Annotated in this window: 21 protein-coding genes and 1 tRNA gene; 5 read left to right on the top strand and 17 right to left on the bottom strand. The window is 40.2% G+C overall.

What is annotated here, in order from left to right; translation table 11 throughout:
* Window positions 1-51: 51 nt before the first annotated feature.
* The 4 genes from infB to CWC04_RS02800 all read right to left on the bottom strand — a co-directional run bounded on the left by infB (window position 52) and on the right by CWC04_RS02800 (window position 5,085).
* The gene (gene infB / locus CWC04_RS02815; RefSeq protein WP_138684545.1) at window positions 52-2,709 is read right to left on the bottom strand and encodes a translation initiation factor IF-2; all 2,658 of its coding nucleotides are present in this window, start codon (window positions 2,707-2,709) and stop codon (window positions 52-54) included.
* 25 nt (window positions 2,710-2,734) lie between these two features.
* Complete coding sequence (nusA, locus tag CWC04_RS02810; RefSeq protein WP_004585884.1) at window positions 2,735-4,234, bottom strand: transcription termination factor NusA; 1,500 nt, start codon at window positions 4,232-4,234, stop codon at window positions 2,735-2,737.
* A 38-nt stretch (window positions 4,235-4,272) separates the two neighbouring features.
* A complete protein-coding gene (gene rimP, locus CWC04_RS02805; RefSeq protein ID WP_004585883.1) occupies window positions 4,273-4,728 on the bottom strand; it encodes a ribosome maturation factor RimP in 456 nt (151 codons plus the stop codon).
* A 280-nt stretch (window positions 4,729-5,008) separates the two neighbouring features.
* Window positions 5,009-5,085 (bottom strand) — tRNA-Met (locus CWC04_RS02800).
* Window positions 5,086-5,461: 376 nt separating this feature from the next.
* Here CWC04_RS02800 and CWC04_RS02795 point away from each other — a divergent pair.
* Window positions 5,462-5,923: a globin gene (locus CWC04_RS02795; protein ID WP_138684544.1), complete on the top strand. Its 462-nt coding sequence runs from the start codon at window positions 5,462-5,464 to the stop codon at window positions 5,921-5,923.
* Window positions 5,924-6,013: 90 nt separating this feature from the next.
* On the top strand, window positions 6,014-7,570 hold the full coding sequence (locus CWC04_RS02790) for a cryptochrome/photolyase family protein (protein ID WP_138684543.1): 1,557 nt from the start codon (window positions 6,014-6,016) through the stop codon (window positions 7,568-7,570).
* 58 nt (window positions 7,571-7,628) lie between these two features.
* Here the strand turns inward: CWC04_RS02790 and CWC04_RS02785 are convergent, their stop codons facing one another.
* From CWC04_RS02785 to CWC04_RS02745, 9 genes are all read right to left on the bottom strand, one after another.
* Window positions 7,629-8,075 (bottom strand): Hsp20 family protein, encoded by a 447-nt coding sequence (locus CWC04_RS02785; RefSeq protein ID WP_004585880.1) that lies wholly within the window; start codon window positions 8,073-8,075, stop codon window positions 7,629-7,631.
* A gap of 247 nt (window positions 8,076-8,322) precedes the next feature.
* Window positions 8,323-8,853, bottom strand: a complete 531-nt coding sequence (locus tag CWC04_RS02780) for a peroxiredoxin-like family protein (RefSeq protein WP_138684542.1) — start codon at window positions 8,851-8,853, stop codon at window positions 8,323-8,325.
* Between the two features lie 258 nt (window positions 8,854-9,111).
* Window positions 9,112-10,506: a sigma-54-dependent transcriptional regulator gene (locus CWC04_RS02775; RefSeq protein WP_054982202.1), complete on the bottom strand. Its 1,395-nt coding sequence runs from the start codon at window positions 10,504-10,506 to the stop codon at window positions 9,112-9,114.
* Between the two features lie 11 nt (window positions 10,507-10,517).
* Window positions 10,518-10,889, bottom strand: a complete 372-nt coding sequence (locus CWC04_RS02770) for an Hpt domain-containing protein (RefSeq protein WP_024033793.1) — start codon at window positions 10,887-10,889, stop codon at window positions 10,518-10,520.
* 87 nt (window positions 10,890-10,976) lie between these two features.
* Complete coding sequence (locus CWC04_RS02765; protein WP_235207553.1) at window positions 10,977-11,798, bottom strand: putative bifunctional diguanylate cyclase/phosphodiesterase; 822 nt, start codon at window positions 11,796-11,798, stop codon at window positions 10,977-10,979.
* A gap of 299 nt (window positions 11,799-12,097) precedes the next feature.
* Window positions 12,098-12,388, bottom strand: coding sequence for a hypothetical protein (locus tag CWC04_RS02760; RefSeq protein ID WP_024033795.1), 291 nt, complete (start codon window positions 12,386-12,388; stop codon window positions 12,098-12,100).
* 542 nt (window positions 12,389-12,930) lie between these two features.
* Window positions 12,931-15,750 carry a PAS domain-containing hybrid sensor histidine kinase/response regulator gene (locus CWC04_RS02755; protein WP_138684541.1) on the bottom strand — a complete coding sequence of 940 codons (2,820 nt, stop codon included), beginning with the start codon at window positions 15,748-15,750 and terminating at the stop codon, window positions 12,931-12,933.
* Window positions 15,743-16,339, bottom strand: coding sequence for a cysteine hydrolase family protein (locus CWC04_RS02750; RefSeq protein ID WP_138684540.1), 597 nt, complete (start codon window positions 16,337-16,339; stop codon window positions 15,743-15,745). Before CWC04_RS02750 ends, CWC04_RS02755 begins: the two co-directional genes overlap by 8 nt.
* 21 nt (window positions 16,340-16,360) lie before the next feature.
* Window positions 16,361-17,392 (bottom strand): response regulator, encoded by a 1,032-nt coding sequence (locus CWC04_RS02745; protein WP_241232296.1) that lies wholly within the window; start codon window positions 17,390-17,392, stop codon window positions 16,361-16,363.
* A 261-nt stretch (window positions 17,393-17,653) separates the two neighbouring features.
* Between CWC04_RS02745 and CWC04_RS02740 the strand changes: the two genes are divergently transcribed.
* The 3 genes from CWC04_RS02740 (at window position 17,654) to CWC04_RS02730 (ending at window position 20,619) form a co-directional block, all read left to right on the top strand.
* The gene (locus CWC04_RS02740) at window positions 17,654-17,917 is read left to right on the top strand and encodes a GrxA family glutaredoxin (protein ID WP_004587283.1); all 264 of its coding nucleotides are present in this window, start codon (window positions 17,654-17,656) and stop codon (window positions 17,915-17,917) included.
* A gap of 162 nt (window positions 17,918-18,079) precedes the next feature.
* Complete coding sequence (locus CWC04_RS02735) at window positions 18,080-19,897, top strand: DEAD/DEAH box helicase (protein WP_004587284.1); 1,818 nt, start codon at window positions 18,080-18,082, stop codon at window positions 19,895-19,897.
* A gap of 131 nt (window positions 19,898-20,028) precedes the next feature.
* Window positions 20,029-20,619 carry a membrane protein gene (locus CWC04_RS02730; RefSeq protein ID WP_024031896.1) on the top strand — a complete coding sequence of 197 codons (591 nt, stop codon included), beginning with the start codon at window positions 20,029-20,031 and terminating at the stop codon, window positions 20,617-20,619.
* A gap of 81 nt (window positions 20,620-20,700) precedes the next feature.
* Here CWC04_RS02730 and CWC04_RS02725 read toward each other — a convergent pair whose 3' ends face one another.
* From CWC04_RS02725 to CWC04_RS02710, 4 genes are all read right to left on the bottom strand, one after another.
* Complete coding sequence (locus tag CWC04_RS02725) at window positions 20,701-22,257, bottom strand: AbgT family transporter (RefSeq protein WP_138684539.1); 1,557 nt, start codon at window positions 22,255-22,257, stop codon at window positions 20,701-20,703.
* 151 nt (window positions 22,258-22,408) lie between these two features.
* A complete protein-coding gene (locus CWC04_RS02720) occupies window positions 22,409-22,684 on the bottom strand; it encodes a YfcL family protein (RefSeq protein WP_004587288.1) in 276 nt (91 codons plus the stop codon).
* A 4-nt stretch (window positions 22,685-22,688) separates the two neighbouring features.
* A complete protein-coding gene (locus CWC04_RS02715) occupies window positions 22,689-23,819 on the bottom strand; it encodes an ATP-NAD kinase family protein (protein ID WP_126006393.1) in 1,131 nt (376 codons plus the stop codon).
* Complete coding sequence (locus CWC04_RS02710) at window positions 23,809-24,363, bottom strand: elongation factor P hydroxylase (protein ID WP_055253038.1); 555 nt, start codon at window positions 24,361-24,363, stop codon at window positions 23,809-23,811. The genes CWC04_RS02715 and CWC04_RS02710 overlap by 11 nt, the downstream gene beginning before the upstream one ends.
* Between the last annotated feature and the right edge of the window lie 59 nt (window positions 24,364-24,422).

The raw sequence follows: 24,422 nt of genomic DNA, 5'->3' as shown, positions 1-24,422 counted from the left end.
GATACAGAAATGGGGGCAAAGCCCCCATTTACAATCTTAGTTTACGAGCAATTAAAGTGTACGTTGTACTTCAACTGTTTCGAATACTTCGATTTGGTCACCAACGCGAACATCGTTGTAGTTCTTAACGCCGATACCACATTCCATGCCGTTACGAACATCTTGAACGTCATCTTTAAAGCGACGTAGTGACTCAAGCTCACCTTCGTAAATAACCACGTTATCACGTAGTACACGAATTGGTGCGCTGCGTTTAATAGTACCTTCAGTAACCATACAACCAGCAATTGCGCCAATTTTTGGAGACTTAAACACGTCACGCACTTCAGCAAGACCAATAATCTCTTGCTTAAACTCAGGAGCAAGCATACCAGACATGGCTTGCTTAACTTCTTCGATTAGCGCGTAGATTACGCTGTAGTAGCGAAGGTCTAAGTTTTCAGTATCAATCACTTTACGTGCAGATGCATCAGCACGAACGTTGAAGCCAACTACGATTGCGTTAGATGCAGCAGCAAGTGTTGCATCAGTTTCGGTGATACCACCTACGCCAGAACCAACAATCTTCACTTTTACTTCATCAGTAGAAAGCTTAGTTAATGAGTCTGAAATTGCTTCGATTGAACCTTGAACGTCTGCTTTAAGTACCACGTTAACTTCTGATACATCGCCTTCAGCCATGTTAGTAAACATGTTTTCAAGCTTCGCTTTTTGCTGACGAGCCAATTTAACGTCGCGGAATTTACCTTGACGGTATAAAGCAACTTCACGCGCTTTACGCTCATCTTTAACAACAGTCGCTTCATCACCTGCAGCCGGAATACCAGATAGACCTAAAATCTCAACAGGAATAGAAGGACCCGCTGATTTAATGTCTTTACCGTTTTCGTCTTTCATTGCACGAACACGGCCGTATTCAAGACCACACAGTACGATATCACCTTGGTTAAGGGTACCTGATTGAACTAAGATAGAAGCAACCGGACCACGTCCTTTATCAAGACGAGATTCAATTACAACACCTGCTGCCATGCCTTCTGATGGAGCACGAAGCTCTAAAAGCTCAGATTGCATAAGAACAGCTTCAAGTAAGTCATCAATACCTAAGCCTGTTTTAGCTGAGATATGAACGTACTGCGTATCGCCGCCCCAATCTTCTGGGATAACGTCTAGCTGAGCTAGCTCGTTTTTAACGCGATCTGGATCTGCGCCTTCTTTATCCATTTTGTTTACAGCAATAATTAAAGGAACGCCAGCTGCGCGAGCATGCTGTACCGCTTCTTTAGTTTGTGGCATTACACCATCGTCTGCTGCAACCACTAGGATTACGATATCTGTCGCTTTAGCACCACGTGCACGCATTGATGTAAACGCGGCGTGACCTGGTGTATCTAAGAAAGTGATCATGTTGCCGTTAGTTTCAACGTGGTATGCACCAATGTGCTGTGTAATACCACCGGCTTCGCCTGATGCAACTTTAGCTGAACGAATGTAATCAAGCGTTGATGTTTTACCATGGTCAACGTGACCCATTACAGTTACTACTGGCGCACGCGGCTCAGACTTACCATCTTCATGACGGTCATTTAGTACTGTTTGCTCTAATTCGTTTTCTTTAACGATGATAACTTTGTGACCCATTTCTTCAGCAACAAGTTGTGCTGTTTCTTGGTCAATCACTTGGTTAATGGTAACCATGTCACCCATTTTCATCATTGTTTTAACAACTTCAGCGCCTTTAACAGCCATGCGCGATGCAAGCTCAGCTACTGTAATTGTTTCGCTAATACGCACTTCATTTTTAACATCGGCAGTTGGTTTTTGGAAACCATGTTGCAACGATGTAGGTGCTTTTAGCTTGCCTTTACGGCCTTTAGCGCCTGCAAATTTATCTTTTGCTGGGGCTTTTTTCTTTTTCTTCGCGCGGCGTGAACCTTGCTCATCACGTGCATCGGCAACATCTTCTGCCTCACGTGCATAAGTAGAAGTCGTAAGATGGTGATCCGCGGTTTCTTCGCGTTTCTTACGTTCTTCTTCTTCTTTTTTCCAGCGAGCTTCATTTTCTTCAGCTAGCTTTCTTGCCTCTTCTGCTTGACGTTTCGCTTCTTCTTCAGCTTTCTTCAATGCGGCCTCTTCTGCTTCTTTCTGCAGACGCTCAGCTTCGATGCGATCTTTCTCAGACTTAGCACTTTGCTCTGGGGTCATCTGCTGTTGTTTAGCTTTACGCTCTGCATCTGCTTTGCGTTTAGCTTCTTCTTTGGCTTTACGATCAGCGTCTTCTTTTGCTTTACGTTCTGCCTCTTGTTTCGCTTTTAATTCAGCGGCTTCTTGTGCAACTTTTTGCTGCTCTTCGATACGCGCTTTTTCTTCAGCGGCTAGACGTTGCTGTTCTTGCTCTTGCTCCATTGCGCTCTTTTTCACGTAAGTACGTGTTTTGCGAACTTCAACTTGAACAGCTTTTGCCTTACCCGTAGAGCCCGTTACACTTAATGTGCTTTTGCTCTTACGTTGTAAAGTCATACGTGCTGGGCCATCTGAACCAGTACCACCGTGCGATTTGCTTAAGTGATCAAGTAACTGTGCTTTTTCAGCTTCAGTTACATTATCACTTGCTTTTTTAGTGATACCCGCTTGTGAAAATTGCTGAAGCAATTTATCAACAGTTGTACCTATATCGCCGGCTAGTTTTTCAACATTTACTTCTGCCATAGTGTGTAATACCTCCGTTAATAAATTACTCGTCTGCGAACCAACAAATATTACGTGCAGCCATAATTAGCTCACCTGCTTTTTCAGGTGTTAGCTCTGTAATATCTACCAATTCATCAATACCTTGCTCAGCTAAGTCTTCAAGTGTAATTACACCCTTGCTTGCCATAACAAATGCTAGATGACGCTCTAAGCCTTCAAGCGCAAGTAAGTCTTCAGCAGGCTCTACACCTTCTAAGCTTTCTTCCGTTTTAAGCGCTTTAGTGGTTAATGCATCTTTTGCACGTGAGCGCAGTAAATCAACCGTTTCTTCATCTAGTCCGTCGATTTCTAAAAACTCAGAAGCTGGCACATACGCTACTTCTTCAAGTGTTGAGAAACCTTCGTTGATGAGTAATGATGCAAATTCATCATCAATATCTAAGTTTTCAGTAAATAAGTTAATTAACTTATCTGACTCTGCTTCGTTTTTAGCGCGCATGTCTTCAACAGTCATTACGTTTAGTTCCCAGCCAGTTAATTGGCTTGCTAAACGAACATTTTGACCATTGCGACCAATTGCTTGTGCTAGGTTATCAGCTTCTACAGCGATATCCATTGAATGAGTGTCTTCATCCATTACGATTGAAGCTACTTCAGCCGGTGCCATTGCGTTAATAACAAACTGCGCTGGGTTGTCATCGTAAAGTACGATATCAACACGCTCGCCACCAAGTTCTGATGATACAGCTTGAACACGTGCACCACGCATACCAACACACGCACCTACTGGGTCAATACGCTTGTCGTTAGATTTAACGGCGATTTTAGCGCGTGAACCCGGATCGCGTGCTGCAGCACGAAGCTCAATCATTTCTTCGCCAATCTCTGGCACCTCAATGCGGAATAATTCCATCAGCATTTCTGGTTTTGAACGCGTTACAAATAACTGTGCGCCGCGTGCTTCAGGTTTAACTTCGTAAAGAAGACCACGGATACGATCTCCTGGGCGGAAGTTTTCACGTGGCAGCATATCGTCACGGTAAATAACCGCTTCTGCGTTGTTACCTAAATCAAGTACGATTGCATCACGTGTTGCTTTTTTAACGACACCTGTTACTAGCTCGCCTTCTTGGTCTTTATAAGCTTCTACAACTAAAGCGCGCTCAGCTTCACGTACTTTTTGTACAATAACTTGCTTTGCCATTTGTGTAGTTATGCGGTCGAATTTGATAGATTCAATCTGTTCTTCAACATAATCACCCAGTTGCAAGTCAGGTTCTTCAACTTGAGCTGCTTCTAATGTGATTTCGCTGTAAGGGTTTTCTAAAGAACCATCTTCTTGAACTTCTGCAATCTGCCAACGACGGAACGTGTCGTAATCACCGGTTTTACGGTCGATTGATACACGTACTTCAATTTCGCCATCGTGTTTTTTCTTTGTCGCTGTTGCTAGAGCGAACTCTAACGCTTCAAAAATCTTTTCTTTTGGAACCGCTTTCTCATTGGAAACGGCTTCAGCAACCAATAATATCTCTTTTGCCATGGGTAATGCCTCGCTTGCCCTATTCCTTCGCACTCGAATTAAAACTTTGCGATGATGTTCGCACGTTCGATATTGCTAAGCATGATTAAGTGCTCTTCGCCATCGCTTTTAAGTGTGATCATATCACTGCTAACTGCTACTAAGTCGCCTTTAAAATTACGGCGACCGTCTTGTGGAAGCTTAGTACGCACGCGTACTTCCTCTCCTTGCGCCTTCTCGTAGTGATCTTGTTTGAATAATGGACGATCAACACCAGGAGACGATACTTCCAAATCATATTCGTTTGTAATTGGGTCTTCGACGTCTAAAATCGCACTAATTTGGCGACTCGCATCCGCACAATTATCAACAGATATTCCATCCTCATGGTCAATATAAACCCTTAAGGTAGAATGGCGGCCTGCTTGTACAAACTCAAGACCATGTAATTCAAAGCCTAACATTTCTACTGCAGGCGTAAGCATGGTTAATAAATCTTGCTCAAGTTTTGTCACGAAAATCCTCCATACAAACAAAAAAAGGGCTTATAGCCCTAAAATACTGAGTTTAAGTTTTGATTTAATGACAAGGCCATAAATCAATGGTGCAGATACAACAACGCCCCGAACCAAGCGGGGCGTCACACCAATAAAGCATAAAACTGTGTGGCCTCAGGCCAAGCTTGGCTGCGGGTCATTACACTGACCAAATTAAACTACATTAGCTTAAACGCAAAACGCGCATTACTTAGAATGCGCGATATAGAATTAGTAAGGATATACCTACTATAAAAATTGGTTGCGGGAGCCGGATTTGAACCGACGACCTTCGGGTTATGAGCCCGACGAGCTACCAGGCTGCTCCATCCCGCGCCAATAGATATTAAACCTAAAATTCAATATCGCTGTTAGTGGTTAATAAACCGCTAAACAATGGCGGCTATTATAAGGATATACGGGGTAATTAGCAACCATAATAACTAATAAGTTTGATAAAATCGGTGAACCCCCATTTTAAGCTTCACCAGTATGTACTATGATTATGCAGACGTTAAAATGGTAATCGTAACGTCACTAATATGTACGTAAAAAGCCGTATATTCATAAATAAAATATCTAAAATTCATAAAACTGATACAATTTTGTGCTTTTTACGTTTAGATTACGTGCGATATTTGAGCAACGCACTATACTAAAAGCTCACCGATGTGGATAAAAATAAAAATTACAAAATTTAATGAGATTGCTAATGAATACTTATCAGCCACAGTTAATTAAAAGTTTGCATATAGTTAAGCCAAACTTTCATGCGTTTACCGCGCGCTTTCATGCAAAGCTTGAAGAGTTAAATATAACAATGCAGTATCCAAGTGCCGCTTATTTTAACGAAAAAAGTTATATTTTATATTGTGTTTTAGAACGTATAGTTAGGCATTTAGATAACCCATCTTCTGTTGCCCCATTTTTAACCTTTCACTTGCAATACTTAAAAAAGATGGGCGTTACGCCAAAAGAAATATCGCTACTGTGCGATGCCTTTTACGATACCTTAAACGAGCACTTAGGGCGTTTATTCACCGCACAAACACAATTTGCTTGGCAAAAAGCGCTTCGTTATTTTGAAAGTTTTGCTAATACAACTTTGTTTAACAAAACAAATGTTATTTCGCTTGAGCAAAAAATCACTCAACTTCGCACAAGTAAGCTTTAAGTAATACAAGCTTTAGCTTTTATGCACGTATGAGCAAACTACCTAGATCCACGTTGTCGCTTTCTACGTACAACTAAATTTAGGTGGTTTATGGCTCATTATAAAGTGTTGCGCCTAATTTTAGGTGATCAACTCAATGCCTCGCATTCGTGGTTTAAAGAAAAAGAGCCTGATACGCTTTATTTAATTGCCGAGTTAAAACAAGAAACCAATTACGTTAAGCACCATGTGCAAAAGTTATGTGCTTTTTTTTATGCGATGGAGCGTTTTGCTACAGCTTTACAAAGCGCGGATTACAGCACACTGCACCTTACCCTAGATGATACCCACCAAGACAAAACCTTGCCTGATTTACTCACGCGCATAGCCAAACAGTATCGTTGCAGTGAAATACATTATCAATACCCTGATGAATTTCGCCTCAAAGCACAGTTAAGTAAATTTAAAAAAGAGTCTGATCTTCTTGTTAAAGCCTATGACACCGAGCATTTTATGCTGCCATTTGAGCGTATTAACGATCGGTTTGAAAAAAACAAACATGTGACTATGGAGCACTTTTATCGTGCTATGCGCAAGCAATACACTATTCTTATGGATGGGAGTAGCCCGCAAGGAGGTCAATGGAACTTTGATAGTAATAACAGAAATAAATTTAAAAAAGCAGATTTAAACGCTATTCCCCCGCCAAAATTATTTAATAACGATGTAAGCTCTATCATTCGCAGACTTAAAAAACATAACGTAAATTACTTTGGTGAAATAAATCCTCAGCAGCTGCCATGGCCGCTCACTCGCAAACAAGCCAAAACGTGTTTAGAGTATTTTTGTACCCACCTGCTAAAAAATTTCGGCCAGTTTCAAGATGCAATGACCGACCAAGTTAAAAATAACGCCAGCTTGTACCATAGCCGCTTATCATTTGCTTTAAACGCCAAGTTAATCCACCCGCTGTACGTTATTAGGCGTGTAATTGACGAATTTAATGCTCACCCCGACACAATTTCGATTTCTCAAGTAGAGGGCTTTGTTAGGCAAATTCTAGGTTGGCGTGAATATGTTCGCTGTATATATTGGGCAAACATGCCCGACTATGCACAAAAAAACCAATTACAGGCCAACCAGTCGTTACCGGGGTACTTTTGGCAGGGTAATGTAAAAATGAACTGTTTAAGCCATGCATTAACGCAGAGCTTAGACACCGCATACGCTCATCATATTCAACGATTAATGATCATTGGTAATTTTTGCTTATTAACAGGCATCGACCCTAATGAAGTCGACCAATGGTATTTAGGGGTTTATATTGATGCCATTGAATGGGTTGAAATGCCTAACACCCGTGGCATGAGCCAATTTGCAGATGATGCTATTATCGCCACTAAACCCTATGCAGCCAGTGGTAATTACATCAATAAAATGAGCGATTACTGTAAAAACTGTCATTATGATGTTAAGCAAAAAGTAGGTGAGAAGGCGTGTCCTTACAACAGCTTATATTGGCAATTTATGGATAAACACCGCGCATTACTTGAAAAAAACCCACGCATTGGCATGGTTTATAGAAACTGGGATAAACAAACACCCCAACTTCAACAGCAGACCTTAGCCCAAGCAAATTATTATTTAACGCATATAAACGAGTTATAAAAACGAAAAAGCCGCCTCAGTTGAGGCGGCTACAATCAGGGAAAATGTTTATTAGCGATTATTTACCTTCGATTAGGTTTCCACCGCCAATTTCAATTTTACGAGGTTTAAGTGCTTCTGGGATTTCGCGCTCCAGGTCAATGCTAAGCAGACCGTTGGCTAAATCGGCACCGAGTACTTTTACATGATCCCCAAGTTGAAACTTACGCTCAAAGTTACGTTCCGCAATACCTTGATGAATAAACTTGCGCTCTTCATTTTCATCTTTGTTTGGTTTAGTGCCTGCAACTTTTAAAGTGTTGTTCTCTGACTCAATGGTCAGTTCATTTTCACTAAAACCAGCAACGGCCATAGTGATTCTGTATTTGTCTTTATCTAGTGCTTCGATATTGTAAGGAGGAAAGCTAGGCTGCTTGTCTGTACGAGCTGCCGCATCCATTAAAGATGCTAAATGATCAAAGCCGATGAATGAACGATAAAGTGGTGATAAGTCTACTGTACGCATAATAATATCCTCATATTCAAGCGATATAATGTTGTTACTTTTCGTTTGAACAAGTACAACACAATTAAATTAATAATATAAATTTCAATAACTTCTGTATTTTTTGGGACCCATCAGGCGTCCTCACTAAACTATTTATGGGCAGTAAAATAGTTTTCAAGTAATTAAATTAAAAAAAGTGAAAAAAAATAAAAAAGGGCACAAAAAAGTGCCCTCTTCGTATATTCATCAAATTACTCAATACACGTTACTTAATAAAAGTACCGCGAATTGGGTAGTCGTTTTCGCGTGAAAATTTAATACCGCCTAGCACCTGCTTAAGGCTTGGGCGAACAAATGGACTATTTGATTTATCAAGCATCTGTACTTGGTTATCTTCGTTTAAAACAATAATACAAGGCTCAGCAAAAGGGTGATCTGTTTCAGCATCACTGCGCGGTTCACTAATGTATAAGCCTAAATCAGCCATTTGCTCAATGGTTAAATTGTAATAAAGAGGGAAATTTACGTCTATTTTTTCAAGATGCTTTTTAAGCTGCTCTTCGCTATCGCCACTTACTGCTACAACTTCTACACCTGCGCTGGCAAAATCGTCATGCATTGTTGCAAGCTCGTTGAGTTGCTCGGTACATTTAGGGCAGTGCTGGCCTCTGTACACCACTATCATTTTCCAAGGTTTGTCGCTTACGCGGTCAACTAAATTCACGTCATTGTTATCTAAATCGCTTACCACTAAAGGCTGCATTACACTCGCTGGCTGTAAATTAACGTTACTCATTGTGATCTCCTTTTACTATTAAACTTAGGGTGTAGTAATAGAGCTTAGGGTATCTTTGTTTATTTCAACCATGAAAATGTAACTGAGAACGAAATGGCAGGCGACTCGCTTTTATTAAGTAGCCTTGTTTAATGTGATTAGGAGAATTATAAGCTGTAAGCAGAATAATAAAATGTTAGATAAAACAGGCATCTTGCTCTTTTTAAGTAGCATTAGCACAGTATAAACACCAAGAAGATGTGAGTAAGAAGCGTAAAGCTAACTCCAGCCTTTTATTTTTCTGTAAATAGTCGAGGCGCTTACGCCTAAATAGGCCGCAGCAAGTGGAATGTTATCATCGCATACGGCTATTGCCGACTCTATTGCCCTTTTTTCAACCTGCCACAGGGGCTCTATGTCGTGTACGCCCATAAGCGAGTTAGTTTGTATTTGCTCTGCAGATTGAGACGAGCTGCTGTTTTTGATTGGAATAGCAGAATTAACACCAAATGAGCTTGGCAACATATCTAACTCAACTACGTCACCCTCGTTGATAACAACGATATTTTCGATAACATTTTGCAGCTCACGGATATTACCGGGCCAATCGTAGTTGCAAAAAAGGTTTTCAACTTCTTTTGAAAAGCGATGGAATAACTTAGCGTTACTTTCACTTTTTTGCTTTAAAATATGCTTTGCAAGCAACATTATATCGCCAGCTCGCTCGCGTAGCGGAGGTAACTTTACAGGAATAACATTAAGCCTATAGTATAAATCTTCTCTAAAACGCCCTTCGGCAACTTCAACTACAGGGCTTCTATTTGTTGCACACACTAGCCTTACATTACTGTGTAAAACCTCGCTACTACCTACCCGATTAAACGCACCCGTTTGTAAAAAACGCAATAACTTAGCTTGTAGGTTGAGCTCCATTTCACACAGTTCATCTAAAAATAAAGTACCACCGTTTGCAACTTCTACAGCCCCTTTCCTGTCACTTAGCGCTCCGCTAAAGGCCCCTTTTACATGGCCAAAAAACTCTGACTCAAATAACTCTCCTGGAATAGCAGCACAGTTAATTGCAATAAATGGCCCTTCACTTCGTGGGCTAGTGTCGTGCAAAGTTTGCGCGCACACCTCTTTACCTGTGCCACTCTCACCTGTAATAAAAACACATGCTTTACTTCGCGCTGCACTATCTAAAAGCCTAAACACCGTTTGCATTGCTAACGATTCACCAATAAACCCGGAAGTGTTTTGCGCTTTTTGTTCTTGAATTTTAACTGCAGGAGGTGCTTTTTGCGAAAGCGCGCTATCTACGGCGCTCACTAAGCGCTGGCCTGAAAACGGTTTTTCTAAAAAATCAAAACCACCTAAACGCATTGCCTCTACTGCAACATCAATAGAGCTATTTGAGGTGATCATGACTACGTTAGCGGGCTTTTCTTGCTTTTTAACAAACTGCAGCACTTCTAAGCCACTAATATCGGGTAAACAAACATCTTGGACAATGACATCAGGCATCATCTCTTTTATACCTACCAAGGCAGAGTAGCCATCGGTAAAGTGTTTACATTCGTGCCCTGCTTGCTCTAATTGACTCGCATAAAGAGCCCCGCTTGCAATGCTGTCTTCTACTATGTAAACCAGTGATTTTTTTTGAGAATCGTTCATGGCAGAGCCTTTTAAGTAATATTATTAGCAATAACTTGGTATGCAGCGTGGGTTTTTTCTAGATTATGTTGAACGATCTGAGCAGCGTGAATATTTTCATCAATGGTAACGGGGGGGTAATCATGTAATTGACTGGCAAGGGCTGCCAAAGTTAATGCGCCATATAGCGCCGCAGAATTTTTAAGTACGTGCATTATATCTTTAATATTATCTTCATCTTGCTCATCAATTGCATTTTTAAGACGAACTCGCATTTCTTCTAATTCATTAATAAATAAGTTTACCAGCCTAACTAAAGTAAGTGAGCCAACATCTTGCTCTAATTGCGCTAGCACATGAGCTTGAGTGATGGTGTTATCAATATATTCTTCAGGTATTGGCATATTAGGCCTTTATTTATTATTGTGATACAAAGCTTTTATACTTTTAGAGTAAGTCGTTTTTCGCATTTTGCAAATCTAAACATTAAGTTAAGTGTACATTTTTACCCATGTCGCCGTATTATTAGCTAAACTACTTGGTCTTCCGAGTAAGTAACCTTGTGCTACATCACACCCTAGCTGCTCTAATATTTGTAATTGCTCGCGCTGTTCAATCCCCTCAGCAATGGTTTCTAACCCGAGTCTTTGCGCCATAGCAATAATTGCACTACACAGAGTAAAGTCTTCATTGTTCGTTGTAATGCCACTTATAAAGCTGCGATCTATTTTTAGCCCATCAATATTAAACTGCCTTAAAAGGCCTAAAGAGGCATAGCCCGTTCCAAAATCGTCTAGCCAAATTTTTACCCCTTCTTTATGAAAATGCTCAAATGTTTTAGCAATACGCTGCGGACTTTTTATTAATGCTGTTTCTGTTAATTCTACTTTTATGGCTGCGGGGTCTATTTGATACTTGTCAAGTAAGCTCATTACTTTGGAAAACACATCCCCTTCAATAATTTGTACCGGCGAAATATTCAATGAAATAGTTATATCATTCATACCTATTTTTCTCATTTGGCTTAAATCGCTTAGGGTTTGCTTAAAAATCCAATCACCTAAATCTAAAATCATACCTGACTGTTCTACATGCGGAATAAATTCATCTGGGCCAACAACACCATAGCGTGAAGATTCGCAGCGCACTAATGATTCAAAGCCAACTAATTGCCCACTTGTTAAAGATACAAGCGGCTGGTACACCATATTAAAACAATGGTTTTTCATTGCATGAGCCATAATTTGCTCAAGTTCATGCCAGCGTGCAATGTTGACCGTATTGATAGGCTCTAAACTTTTAAAAGCATTCATAAATTTCTCCACAAATAAGGGCTCACCGTAAGCTTGTTCCATAAATTGCAAATTACAGACCAAAACGAGCCGTCAAAAACAAAAAATAAACACATAAAATTCAATTAGTTAAAGTCGGGTTGTTAGTCTAAATTTATTGATATATATATTTGCATTTTGCAAATCACACTGACACGCAAGCTGATTTAAAGTGGGAGCGGGAGTAAGCGATGGTTTGGGTATAAAGTGGCTTTAAAAATAAAAAGGCTGACCTAATTGCTTAGAGTCAGCCGAAATAAATACTAAAGGAGAAGTATTGTTTAGTTGTTTAAACCTTGTGTGCCTGATTGGGCAGATTGCTCATCTATGTTTTGAGCGTAGTTTAATGTGTTGCTTTCAATAGTGGCATTATCTAAATCACTATTGCTAAATTTATTGGTGAACATCTCGGTATTACCTTTATTAACAGGTTCAATAGTAACGGTGCCTCGCAGTGCTGTTGCACCAACAATAACAGCTGCAACAATAATAATAGACAGCACCATTAACTCTGGAGTAAGAACAAAAGACATTTTTTTTGGTTGCTGTTTAACTTTAGTATTAGTTTGCATAATGGACACCCTTAAAATTTATTTAACTACTTAGCAAATTTATATCAATGATAACTTCGCTCTACTTGGTGTTTATATTGCGAAAGCCATGCCAAGATAAATTTAATGATGATAAAAAATTTAAGTCTTTATAAATCAATGGGTAAATGAATTACTTGGATAGGGATAATAAAAAATAGCTGAGCGGATATTTGCATTATGAGATTTCAATTTCATTTTGATTTGCAAAATGCAAACCAATTTAAAAATAACCATTAAGAACCAACCTACACAAACCAATCAATTAAAAAGGATTAGTATTTAAGCATTATTTACAGTTTTGCATAATACATTAAGGCTTTTTAGGCAGTAAAAGTAATTGACTACGCATTACTCAATCGCCATCGCTTTTTTTTGAGAAAACAGTCAATTTTAGCCTTTTGAGGTTAAATTTTTGCTAAACCCACTATTTATGTTTGTTTACTTGACAAATTAAAAATTTAATCGCAAATACCTTAAGGCCACCAGTAACTATTAACCTAAAAGCACGGTTGCATTGCTTGTTACTTTAATAACGACCAAATTTCGTTAATGCGCTCTAACTTAGAGTGTTTAGCATCATTAAGTTTTGGTAAGTATTGATTTAAGAGCAAATTGAGTTTTTCGCTAATAATTGGTTTAGCTAAATAGTCATTCATTCCTGCTTTAATAAAACGCTCTTTATCTCCATGAATCGCATTCGCTGTTAACGCTATAATAGGGGTGACAATAGCTAATTCTCTGATTTTTTTAGTGGCAGAAATACCGTCTAAAATTGGCATTTGAATATCCATAAATATTAAATCTATTGTTTGCGTTTTAACTTTTTCAATCGCCTCTTGCCCATTACTGGCTATTTTAACTAAGCACCCTTGCTGCTCTAAAAATTGCTGAATCACAATTTGGTTATTTTTATTGTCTTCAACCACGAGTACGTGCGTACCTTTAAATGGCTGAGCATTAATAGTGGCTGTGTTTAATGTGGTTTCTTTTTTATTAGTAAAAATAATATCAAGATGAAAAAGCTCTTCCTCAAACGCAGCAATCGCTCTGGGTAAATGCGAAGGCTTAAAAGGCCCATTAAACATCAACATACCAGAGCTCGGCGCCTCTGTTTTTTGGTTTTTACCCAGTAGGTCTATGAGTAATAAACACGGTGTATTTAGGCTCTTGTAACTTTTTAAAAATTGTTGCGCTGCGTCTAAATCGGCTTTGCTAGTGGTAACAATAGCGTCGGGCGTATCGATACTGTCTAGCTTTTCGATGTTTTCAAGGCGTGAAAAATCTATCGAATGGCGAGTAAGCATATGCTCTATCGCTGTGTTTAATGGCAAGTTTTTACTTATTACACACACATAGGGCTTTTTGGCTCTGGCAGAAAAGCCTTCTCTTTGCACCTGCTCGCTTGTATCTATTAATAAAGGGTAATTCACAATAAACTCACTCCCTTTACCAAACTGCGAGTTAACAGTAATGCTGCCCCCTGCAGCATCACATATTTGCTTACATATGGCTAAACCTAAGCCACTGCCGCCATATTCCCGAGTGATAGAGTTATCCGATTGTATAAACGGCTTAAACATACTCTCGAGCTTGTTTTGCGCAATCCCTATTCCTGTATCTTTAAAGCTAAGCTGCAACGTAAATTTATTATTTTCAAACTCAACACACTGTGCTGTCACTATGAGTGAACCCTTTTGAGTAAACTTAATGGCATTTGAGAGTAAATTTATTGCAATTTGCCTTATACGACCATGATCGCCCACCACCTGCGCAGGAACATCAGGGTGCAGATCAAAAATAAGTTCGAGGCCTTTTTGCACGGCGCTTTCACTTACAATATCAATAGCCTCTTCTAAGCAAATATCGAGGCTAAATGGCTGATTATCTATTGAGATTGCTTGCGCTTCAAAGCGTGAGTAGGTCAGCACGTCATCTAAAATACTCAATAATGCATCTGAACTTGTTTTAATCATTTGGGTGTAACGTTTTTGATCTGTTGTAAGCCCAGTGTCGTGTAAGATATCTGCACAGCCAATCACTGCATTTAAAGGTGTGCGTATTTCATGGCTTATATTGGCCATAAAGCGACTTTTAGACTCAGCCAACGATTCAGCTTGGTGCTTAGCATCTAAGAGTATTTGTTCTGCTATCACACGTTCTTGAATATCAACCACGGTCGCCGCTATAGACGTTAAGTGTGTGCCATTAAATGAGGTAATGGGTGTGAGGGTCATTTCAACCCAATTTGGCTCATTAAGCGCGTTGGTTAACCTAATATCCAAACGTTTAACTTCTCGGTTGCCACTACTGTAGCCTGTAAGTGCTGTGTTTAGCTTTTCCACATCCTCGCTCATTACAAAATTAGCAATGGGTAAGCCAAGGTGTTTATTTATGTCTGTTTGGAAAAAATCTTGCCATGCTTTGTTCATAAACAATAACCCGCCCTGCGCATCTAACCTCAATACAATATCAGGGATGTTATCGACCACAGAGTGGTAGTTATATTCTATTTCTGCCATGGCTTGTTCAGCTTTTACACGCTGGGTAATGTTGGTTTCTATGGCTATAAAATGCTTAACGTTACCGTCATCATCTTTTACGGGGGTGGCATCAATAGCAACCCAGTATTCGTTTTTATTTTTATCATAATTAACGGTTTCTATTTGAAAAGGCTCGGCATTTTTAATCGCTTTAGCCATTAACTGGCGCGACTCTAGGCTGGTTTTAGGCCCTTGCAACAGTTTACCGGGGCTAAGCCCGATGACTTCTTCACATTTATAACTAGTAAGCGTTTCAAAGCTTTTATTAACCCATTCTATTTTGCCAAATCGGTCGGTAATTATAACTAAATTATTGGTGTGGCTTGCCACTAAAGAAAGTCGCTTAGCGTACTCTTGTTGCTGGGTGAGTAAGTATTGGTAGTCTTTATGTCGTTGAATGTCGTGTAACGAGCCAATAAACCCGCCGCTATCGTCGCAAGCCAAGCGCATTTCAAACCAGTTAGTAAGACCGTCATTATTTTTTACTTGCAGCTCTATACTGGCACTAAAAACGCCTTCAAAAATAGACTCAATATACGCTGACAGCTTTAACGAGTCTTTGGTCTCTAACAGCGATGTGATTTTTTTACCTATTAGCATGGCCGGCGTAAAACCCAACTTATTAAGCCATGCTTCGTTCACGTAGCTAAACACTAAATGTTTATCACATTCAAATACACACTCATCAAGTAAGGCAAGTAACTTAGTTTGCCTGCGGGTATTTGCAGAAAGCTGCTCTATTAGCGCGTAATGAACTTGTACTTGTAGCTCGTCTTTTTCTTCCATATGCGCCTCATTCATTTACTAATTCTGTGTGGCTGCACACCTTGGCATAAAGCGGAAAAACCTCTTCACAGTAAAATGATTGCTCAAACGGCGTTCTGCTTGATGTGCAGTCATTAAGTACCGTCACATTAAAGCCAAGCTCTACAGCAGAGCGCGCCGTAGAGTCAATGCAAATAGAGGTCACCGTGCCTGCTAAAACAATGTTAGTGATGCCATTTTTATTAAGCACATTTGCAAGCTCTGTATGAGTAAACGCATTTAACCCGCGTTTACCGGGGATTTGCATAATACATTTGCCATATTTATCAAATTCTTTAATGCCTTGAGCACCATAAGAGTCGGCTTTAAAAGCCCCTACTTCGGCAATCACTTTTAAAATACCAATTGGGTTTTTAAGCTCGCTATAATCTTGTGTAAAGTGAATAGGCGTACTGAGCACTAATGCAAATTTATCTATGTATTTGTCTAGCAGCGCTAACGTGTTATTTACCACGCCGGTTACTCTTGATGACTCTTCAACCACTTGGTATAAAATGCCATCAGGCGAAAAGTAATCATTTTGAAAACCAATGAGCAGCAAAGCTGTTTTTGATAAATCGTTCATAACGTCCTCCTAAACGGGCCTTTAGGCAGCTTGCCAAGGCTTAATAAACTCTTCTAATACAGCTTTTGTTACCGGTTTTTGAAGATAGTGCGTCACCCCTTTTTCGAACAACTTAGCAATTTGTTGCTCCTCAGTAATGCCCGTTAAAATAACTTTTGGCGTGTTATCGTTTGGGGTGTTTTGTTTAATGAGCTGCTGAGCCACATCACTGCCAAACATACCTGGCATACGCTCATCTAACAGCAGTAAATCGAAAGGTTCTTGCTGGGCAATAAGTAAGGCACTTGAGCCATTTTCTGCACAGGTTACTGCGCAGCCAAGCATTTCAAGCATGACTTTGGTCGCAACTTGGCTTGGCAAGCTGTCATCAGCAACCAATACAGATAATTTGCTGTGGGTATTTAAATTATTAACCGCATTTACTAAGTCAGTATCAAAAAACGGCCACGCCAATACAGGTTGAGAAATAGCGTGATGGCTTTGCAGCTCACTGAGCGCATCAAATGCGCAAATTTTTATACTCTGAGACGCCCCATTATTTAAAAAGTTACTCGCAAGTTGCTCTGCAGATAGGTGACGCGCATCTTCAATTTTTAAAGCGTTGGTGTGGTTGCTGTCGGCGAGTTTTAAACCATAGTTTTTCGCACTAAAGTTAACTAGGTAATGAATGCTTTGCTCTAAGTCGTCTTTACTATTGGCTGCGCTAATAAACTCTTTGTTTGTATCTACCGATGAAATTGGCTCACGGGTTGCTAGTAAACCGTGTATATCAATGGTGTGCATTTGAGGATTCGAATCTACCCAGTAATTTAAATTAATGCCCTGTAAATTGGCCTCTACTGTTAGCAAAAAATGGCTTTTAGCGGCTTTTAGCGAAGGCAAAATAAACGCTTCACACTGGATAATCATTTGTTCAGGAGACACCTGTAAACAAATATAATTACACTGTAATTTGTTGATGAGTGTAATTGCCACATTTGTGTTGTCTGCTTTGCAAAAGCGGGCAATTACCCCTTGAATAATTTCTAAAACATGGCTGTTATTACTCATCATCGTTCCTAATAAGAATGGCTCTGTAGTTAAATATCAATTTACATGCCACTTGCAGCGTCTTTACTAATACGATGAATTCATTAGATTTAAAAATTACACATCCTTTGCATAAATGCGCTTTTGCAAATTGCAATTCAAAATGCATGGCAAATGAGTAATTAAGCGAGTTAACAGTAAAACAGAATTAACCAATCGATTTTTTGCGCTTTAAATTATTAATTAATCGTTTAATATGAACCCAACTAAATTGAGGAGAGTATTATGCTTACAGTAATTTTTGGCCGCGAAGGCTGCCCATTTTGTGTACGTGCTAAAGATGTTGCCGAGCAACTATCAAATGAGCGTGATGATTTTAAGTTTCGTTACATCGATATTATCAAAGAAGGCATTAGCAAAGCGGATTTAGAAAAGTCTGCAGGAAAACCATGCCCAACTGTGCCGCAAATTTTTGTAGATCAAACTCACATTGGTGGATTTACTGAATTTGAAGCTTATGCAAAAGAAAATCTAGGCCTATATAAATAACGCTTTGTATATAGCTTGTTAACCAGTTTAAAAAATCAAATATTTAAACTGGTTAAATTTCGACCAACATCAACCACATACAAATTAGTTGTAATTTATACAAGCAATTGCCTCGTATTTCCTATACAATGCGCGCCTCTTTAAATTCGTTGAGGCGTATTAATGTCAGAACCAGTCACGTTTGAATCTCTAAATCTTTCTCCTGCAATTTTAAAGGCAGTTGAAGAGTTGGGTTACAAGACACCATCTGAAATCCAAGCTCAATGTATACCGTTATTGCTAGAAAGAAAGGACGTACTGGGACTAGCACAAACGGGTACAGGTAAAACTGCAGCATTTGCACTGCCGTTACTAAACAATATTGACCCGTCTGTGAAACAGCCACAGATCCTTGTACTCACACCAACACGTGAGCTTGCGATCCAAGTTGCTGAGGCATTTGAACAATATGCAAAAGGTACTCGTGGTGTTGAAGTATTAGCACTGTACGGTGGCCAAAGCTACAGCATTCAATTAAGCGCACTTCGTCGTGGCGCACAAATTATTGTTGCTACTCCGGGTCGATTAATCGATCACATAAACCGTGGCACTATCAAGTTTGATGCTTTACAAGCACTTGTACTTGATGAAGCCGATGAAATGTTACGTATGGGCTTTATCGATGATGTTGAAAACATCATGGAAAAAACACCGCGCGAAAAGCAAACATGTCTTTTCTCTGCGACCATGCCTAAGCAAATTCAAAACATCAGCAGCAAATATATGAATAACCCTGAACAGGTTCATATATCTGCGCGTAACTCAACTGTATCATCTGTTGAGCAAGTGTTTTGGAATGCACACGTACATAAAAACAAAGCCATTGTTCGTTTCTTAGAAGCAGAGCAATACGAAGGTGCTATTGTTTTCGTACGTACACGTAACGACACAGTGCAACTTGCTGAGTTACTAGAACGCGAAGGTTTCTCTGCTGCGCCACTTAATGGTGACATGAACCAGCAAGCACGTGAACGCACGGTAGATCGCTTAAAAAGCGGTATGCTAAACGTTGTTATTGCAACAGACGTAGCAGCACGTGGTCTTGATGTAGACCGTTTAAGCTTAGTTATCAACTACGACATTCCGCAAGACTCAGAAGCCTACGTTCACCGTATCGGCCGTACAGGTCGAGCTGGACGTACTGGTAAAGCAATTTTATTTGTTAAGCATAACGAACGTTACTTGCTTAAAAATATCATTCGCCATACTAAGTCTGAAATTGCACAAGTTGAGCTACCTACAGCTAAAGTAGTTGAAGAAAAACGTATTAATGCGTTAAAAGAAAAGCTTACGCTTGCTCTTGAAAACAAAGACATTACGTTCTTCAATGAAGTTGCTGCTAGCATGGCACAAAAACTAGACTTATCTTTAGAAGACCTAGCGGGTGCATTACTGTGTTTAGCACAGCAACAGTCGCCAATTAAAGTTGAAGAAGTTAAGATTCAACCTCGCAACGAGCGTAATACACGTAACGAGCGTGGCGATCGTAATGACCGTCGTCGTAACGAACGTGGTGACCGCCCTGAGCGTAAACCTCGCGAGCGTAACAGCCGCGATGCAGGCCCTATGGATACTTACCGTATCGAAGTGGGTCGTGAGCACGGTGTACAGGTTAAAAACATTGTTGGCGCGATTGCTAACGAAGCTGATATCTCAAGCAAGTTTATTGGTGACATTCGTCTACACGACAGTCACAGTACGGTACAATTACCGCAAAACATGCCTAAAGATGTACTTGATCACTTCCAAAAAGTGTTTATTTGTAAACGCCCAATGGGTATGACACTAACACAAGATCAAGGCCCAGCTGAGCCACGTGGTGAACGCGCTGAGCGCCCAAGTGGTGATAAAAAGCGTAGCTTTAACAAAGACAACCAACGCGGTGATAAGCGTGGCGGTCCTCGTAAAGAACGTCGCCCTGTGAGCTTCACATCTAACTAAGCTTTATAGCTTACGTTATAAAAAACCTTGCCACGAAAGTGCCAAGGTTTTTTTGTTTTAAAGCCACTGCTTTTGTAAAAAATAAAAGCTCTGTAAACTAAGAAAAATTATAATTCACGGACGAATTCACATTGAAAAAGTATTATGACAACTTGCTCTTTGCAGCAATAATAAGCTTTCCAATACTGAGCATTGCCATGCTTATGTTAATGGATTTTACTGATCCGCCATTTATCGAAAATAAAATTTATGAGGCTATTTTTTATATAGCGCTTCCTATTTTTTGCGGGGCATCATTTATCTATCTCCATGTACTTGTAATCAAAAAATATAGACGTTGCAGTGACTATAGAGAGCACCTTAAAGATAGCTTTTCAGATACAAAAATGAAGTTATCATTAATCTTTATCTACCCATTACTACCTTTGTTAATCTATGCGACTCTCTATTTTTTACTCTCTGCCCCCATTGAGTTATGGGCTTACTACACGCAAGGCGATTATTGGTATAAGGAATATATCCTCACTGATGTACAAGAATGTGGGTCTGATTATGAAGATAGTTGTACTCGTTTATACTTCAAAGACCCTACAACTAACAAAACGCACGACTTTAGATGGTACGACGATAAGTCTACAATAATGAATAACAAAAACGATTATGTGTATATTGTTGGTGAGGCGAGTTTATTTGGCTATACAGTGAGAGAATTAGAAAGGTAATTAACACTACTTTTTACATTGCTGCATTTTTATATAAAAAACCTCACTCCAGTGAGTGAGGTTCATAAATTAAGGTTTAAGTTAAGGTAACGCCGGATAAACGTAACTAGCATCTAACCCTAACGGAATACCGAGTGCCCAATACCCTAGCAAGAAAATACTCCAGCCAATCATAAACGCGATTGAGTAAGGGATCATAAGCGCGATGAGCGTGCCTATACCGGTATCTTTTACGTACTTTTGGCAGTACACCACAACCAATGGGAAATACGGCATGAGTGGCGTAATTATGTTTGAGCTAGAGTCTCCGATTCTGTAAGCCGCTTGGGTTAAATCGGGTGATATACCTAGTTGCATTAACATTGGTACAAAAATAGGCCCCAGTAATGCCCATTTTGCAGAGCTTGAGCCTACGAACAAGTTTACAAAGCCGGTTAAAAATATAATACCTACAACCGTTACGGCGCTGGGCAACTCCATTGCTTTTAAAAGCTGCGCCCCTTCAATGGCCATCAATGCCCCTAAGTTAGACTTAGAAAACGCAGCAATAAACAACGCACAAAAGAACGCCATTACAATGTAATAAGCCATGCCACTCATCGCGGTACTCATCGCATCTATCATATCTTTTGAGGTTTTAAAGGTACCAACGATAAAACCATACACGGCACCGGGTATCCAAAATAATAAAAAGATTAAAGGCACGATAGATTGCATCAGGGGCGATCTAAAATTAGTTAGTGAGCCATCAGCACTGCGCATTGCTGAATCGGCAGGAGCGGATACAAACGCAAGTAAAGCAAGTCCTGCAATCATTACGCTACTGGCTATAAAAAAAGCGCGTTTTTCATCACTTTTAGCTTCATCAAACGCGGGTAAGTTTTGGGTGTCTTCATTAAGTGCTGTGTTTTTTAACCGAGGCTCTATTATTTTATCAGTGATATACCAGCCTAATAACACAATAAATAAACTCGAGGCAGAAGTGAACGCCCAGTTATTAAGCGGGTTAATCGACATATCGGGGTTAATAATTTGCGCTGCACTTTGGGTAAAGCTTTGCAGTAATGGGTCTATTCCTGATGGGATAAAGTTAGCGCCAAATCCACCACTCACACCAGCAAATGCGGCTGCAATACCTGCTAATGGGTGTCGCCCTGCGGCAAAGAAAATAACACCCGCTAATGGGATCACTAATACGTAGCCAGCATCGGTTGCTGTATGGCTTACAATAGCTACCAAAATGACTGAAGGGGTTAGCAGTTGCCTTGGGGTAACTTTAAGCATTAGCTTAAGGCCCGTATTGATATAACCCGAGTGCTCAGCCACTCCCACACCTAACATGGCAACCAGTACCACCCCTAGCGGTGCAAAGCCTGTAAAGGTTTTTACCATAGAAGATAAAAACGAGGCGAGTGAGTCGCCCTCTAATAGGTTATTTACAACAATGGCTTGGCCTGTCCGTGGGTCTAACGCGTCAAAGCTCACCCCCGACAGTAGCCACGAGCACAACCAAATAAGTAACATAGCGAATAAGAAAATAATCGCTGGATCGGGAAGTTTGTTACCAACTCGCTCCACAAAGTTTAAAAAACGCGCGATTAACCCTGTAGGTACCGCAGCTTGATTATTATTGTTCATTTAAAGCTCCCAAAATAGGTTTAAGTAACAATATACTATTAATGTGTAACAGTAAATTAACTAATAAATCTATTATGGGCACAAATAGAGCATAAAAAAACGCGGCTCCATTATCGTCGCCGCGTTTTTATAATTGTGAACTAAACATTGGTTAAGCGAGGGCTTTCACTTCTTCCCAAAGCCTAACAACCAAGGTTTTATCTTCTTCGTTTAGCTCGCCATTGCGGTATGCTTTTACTAAGCTTTGCTCCACGGTTTCGTTGAGCTCATCAATAGAAATTGTCAGCTCTTCTACTTCTGCATAGCCTACTGCAAGGTCGTAATGTCCGCGCAAGTAACCACCAGCGAACAGCTCATCATCTGTTGCTTTAATTACTAAATCATCAAAGTATTGCTGCGCAGCATCAATATAATTCACTAAACTCATTGTGTTACTTCTCCTGGTTTTCATAACCGACAGCATACATAATATGGTCGTTATAGCCGGTGGTTACTTTAATGTAACCTGTTAATTCATCATCTAAAGCGCTGTCGCCGGTGTCACAAATAAGTGGACGCCCGTTCAACGCGTGTAATTTGGTTTTAGTTGCCACCACAATAATGTTTTCTTTGCCAATGGTGCGAATAAGCTCAGGGCTTAGCTGCTGATTCCCTCGACCAAAAATATGGCCTTGCCCGCCTATTAATGTAATAACTAATTGAGTCGCTTGCCCGTGCGTGTACTCAAGTAGCTGTTTAGCAGTTAAGTCTTGCGCAACTAGGGTTTGATCTTTAATTAAATCTACGCCTAATAAAGTATTATCTAGCCCCATTTCTTGCATTATTGCTTCAACAGTTGAGCCACTACCCATAATGTAATAGGTGTCTTCATCCATTTCGCTCACCACATGCGCTGCAATGTCGGCAAGTACTAATTCGTCTGTTTCTTTACCACCATTTTTAACCGCTTGTACATAACGTACTTCGCTTGGTATTTGCATTTCACCGTAGCGCTTAGCTTTTACGGTGCCTTGCCTAAACGCCTCTTCGTCAATATCCATTACATCGGCATCTGCAAGTGTAACTAGATCGCCTTTTACTAGCATTTCTACTACGCGCCCTGCTGCTTTAGGTGTAATTGCATATACGCCAGAGTGAATTTTACAGCCAGCAGGTATACCCAGCACAGGTACGGTATCTTCTATGGCATGACAAATATTGCGCGCAGTACCATCGCCACCAGCAAACAGGACTAAATCTACGCCCAAATTTTTAAGTAGTTTAGCGCTAGCCTCTGTATCATCGGCGCTTGTTACGGTATTGGCGGTATAAATTACTTCAACATTAAAGCCTAGTGCGCGGGCTGCTTTTTCGCCCATATCGCCATTTACAGTATAAATTGTTAACTGCTCTTTATAGGGTACAAGCACTTCTAGGGCTGCCTGTGTGCGGCTGTTAGCTTTGGCTTGCGCACCCAGCTCAATTGCCTTTGCAGCAGTGTTTTCGCCATCACTACCTTTTAAAGCAACGCTGCCACCAAGTCCTGCAACAGGGTTAATAATTAAGCCTAACTTAAACTGCATTTTGTAACTCCTGAGGGTGGTGCCAATTAAATTGTTGAGCGGTTAACGGCCACGGTGTTTTATAAAAATCACTTAACGCTTTTAATAATGCATGGGTACGTGCGTTAACTCCCTGCTCTAATAACATTAATACTTGCTGGTGTACTCGCGCCTGAAAGTCAAACCGGCAAGTTTGCTCGCCGTTCAAGTTATCTACCGACACATTAAAATCAAAGCCAGCAGCGGTGCTGAGCAGCCACTCTATGGCTTGTGGTTTTATTTCTACGTTTTCAAATTCAGCTTGCTGGTGTTTATCTCGCCCATCTGGGCAGTACCAATACCCATAATCTTCAAGCTCTCTGCGTTTATTGCCAGCCACTAACCAATGCGCTATTTCATGTAGGGCACTGGCGTAAAAGCCGTGTGCAAATACAATTTGATTAAAACCATGGGTATTATTGGCAGGTAGATAAACAGGCTCATCATCGCCTTTTACTAAGCGAGTGTTATGGCTTTGATAAAAAACACTATCGAAAATAGATATAAGATCGGCTATGTGATGCATAAAAACTGATTAATTCGTCTCGGTTACAGCGCAAAATTAGCGCACTAAAAACGAGACGA

Origin of the sequence: Pseudoalteromonas sp. S2893 (assembly GCF_005887105.1) — a bacterium.
In the GTDB taxonomy this organism is placed as follows: Bacteria; Pseudomonadota; Gammaproteobacteria; order Enterobacterales; family Alteromonadaceae; genus Pseudoalteromonas; species Pseudoalteromonas atlantica.
Note: the sequence above shows the minus strand (reverse complement) of the source record. Positions and strands in the feature narration are given on the sequence as shown.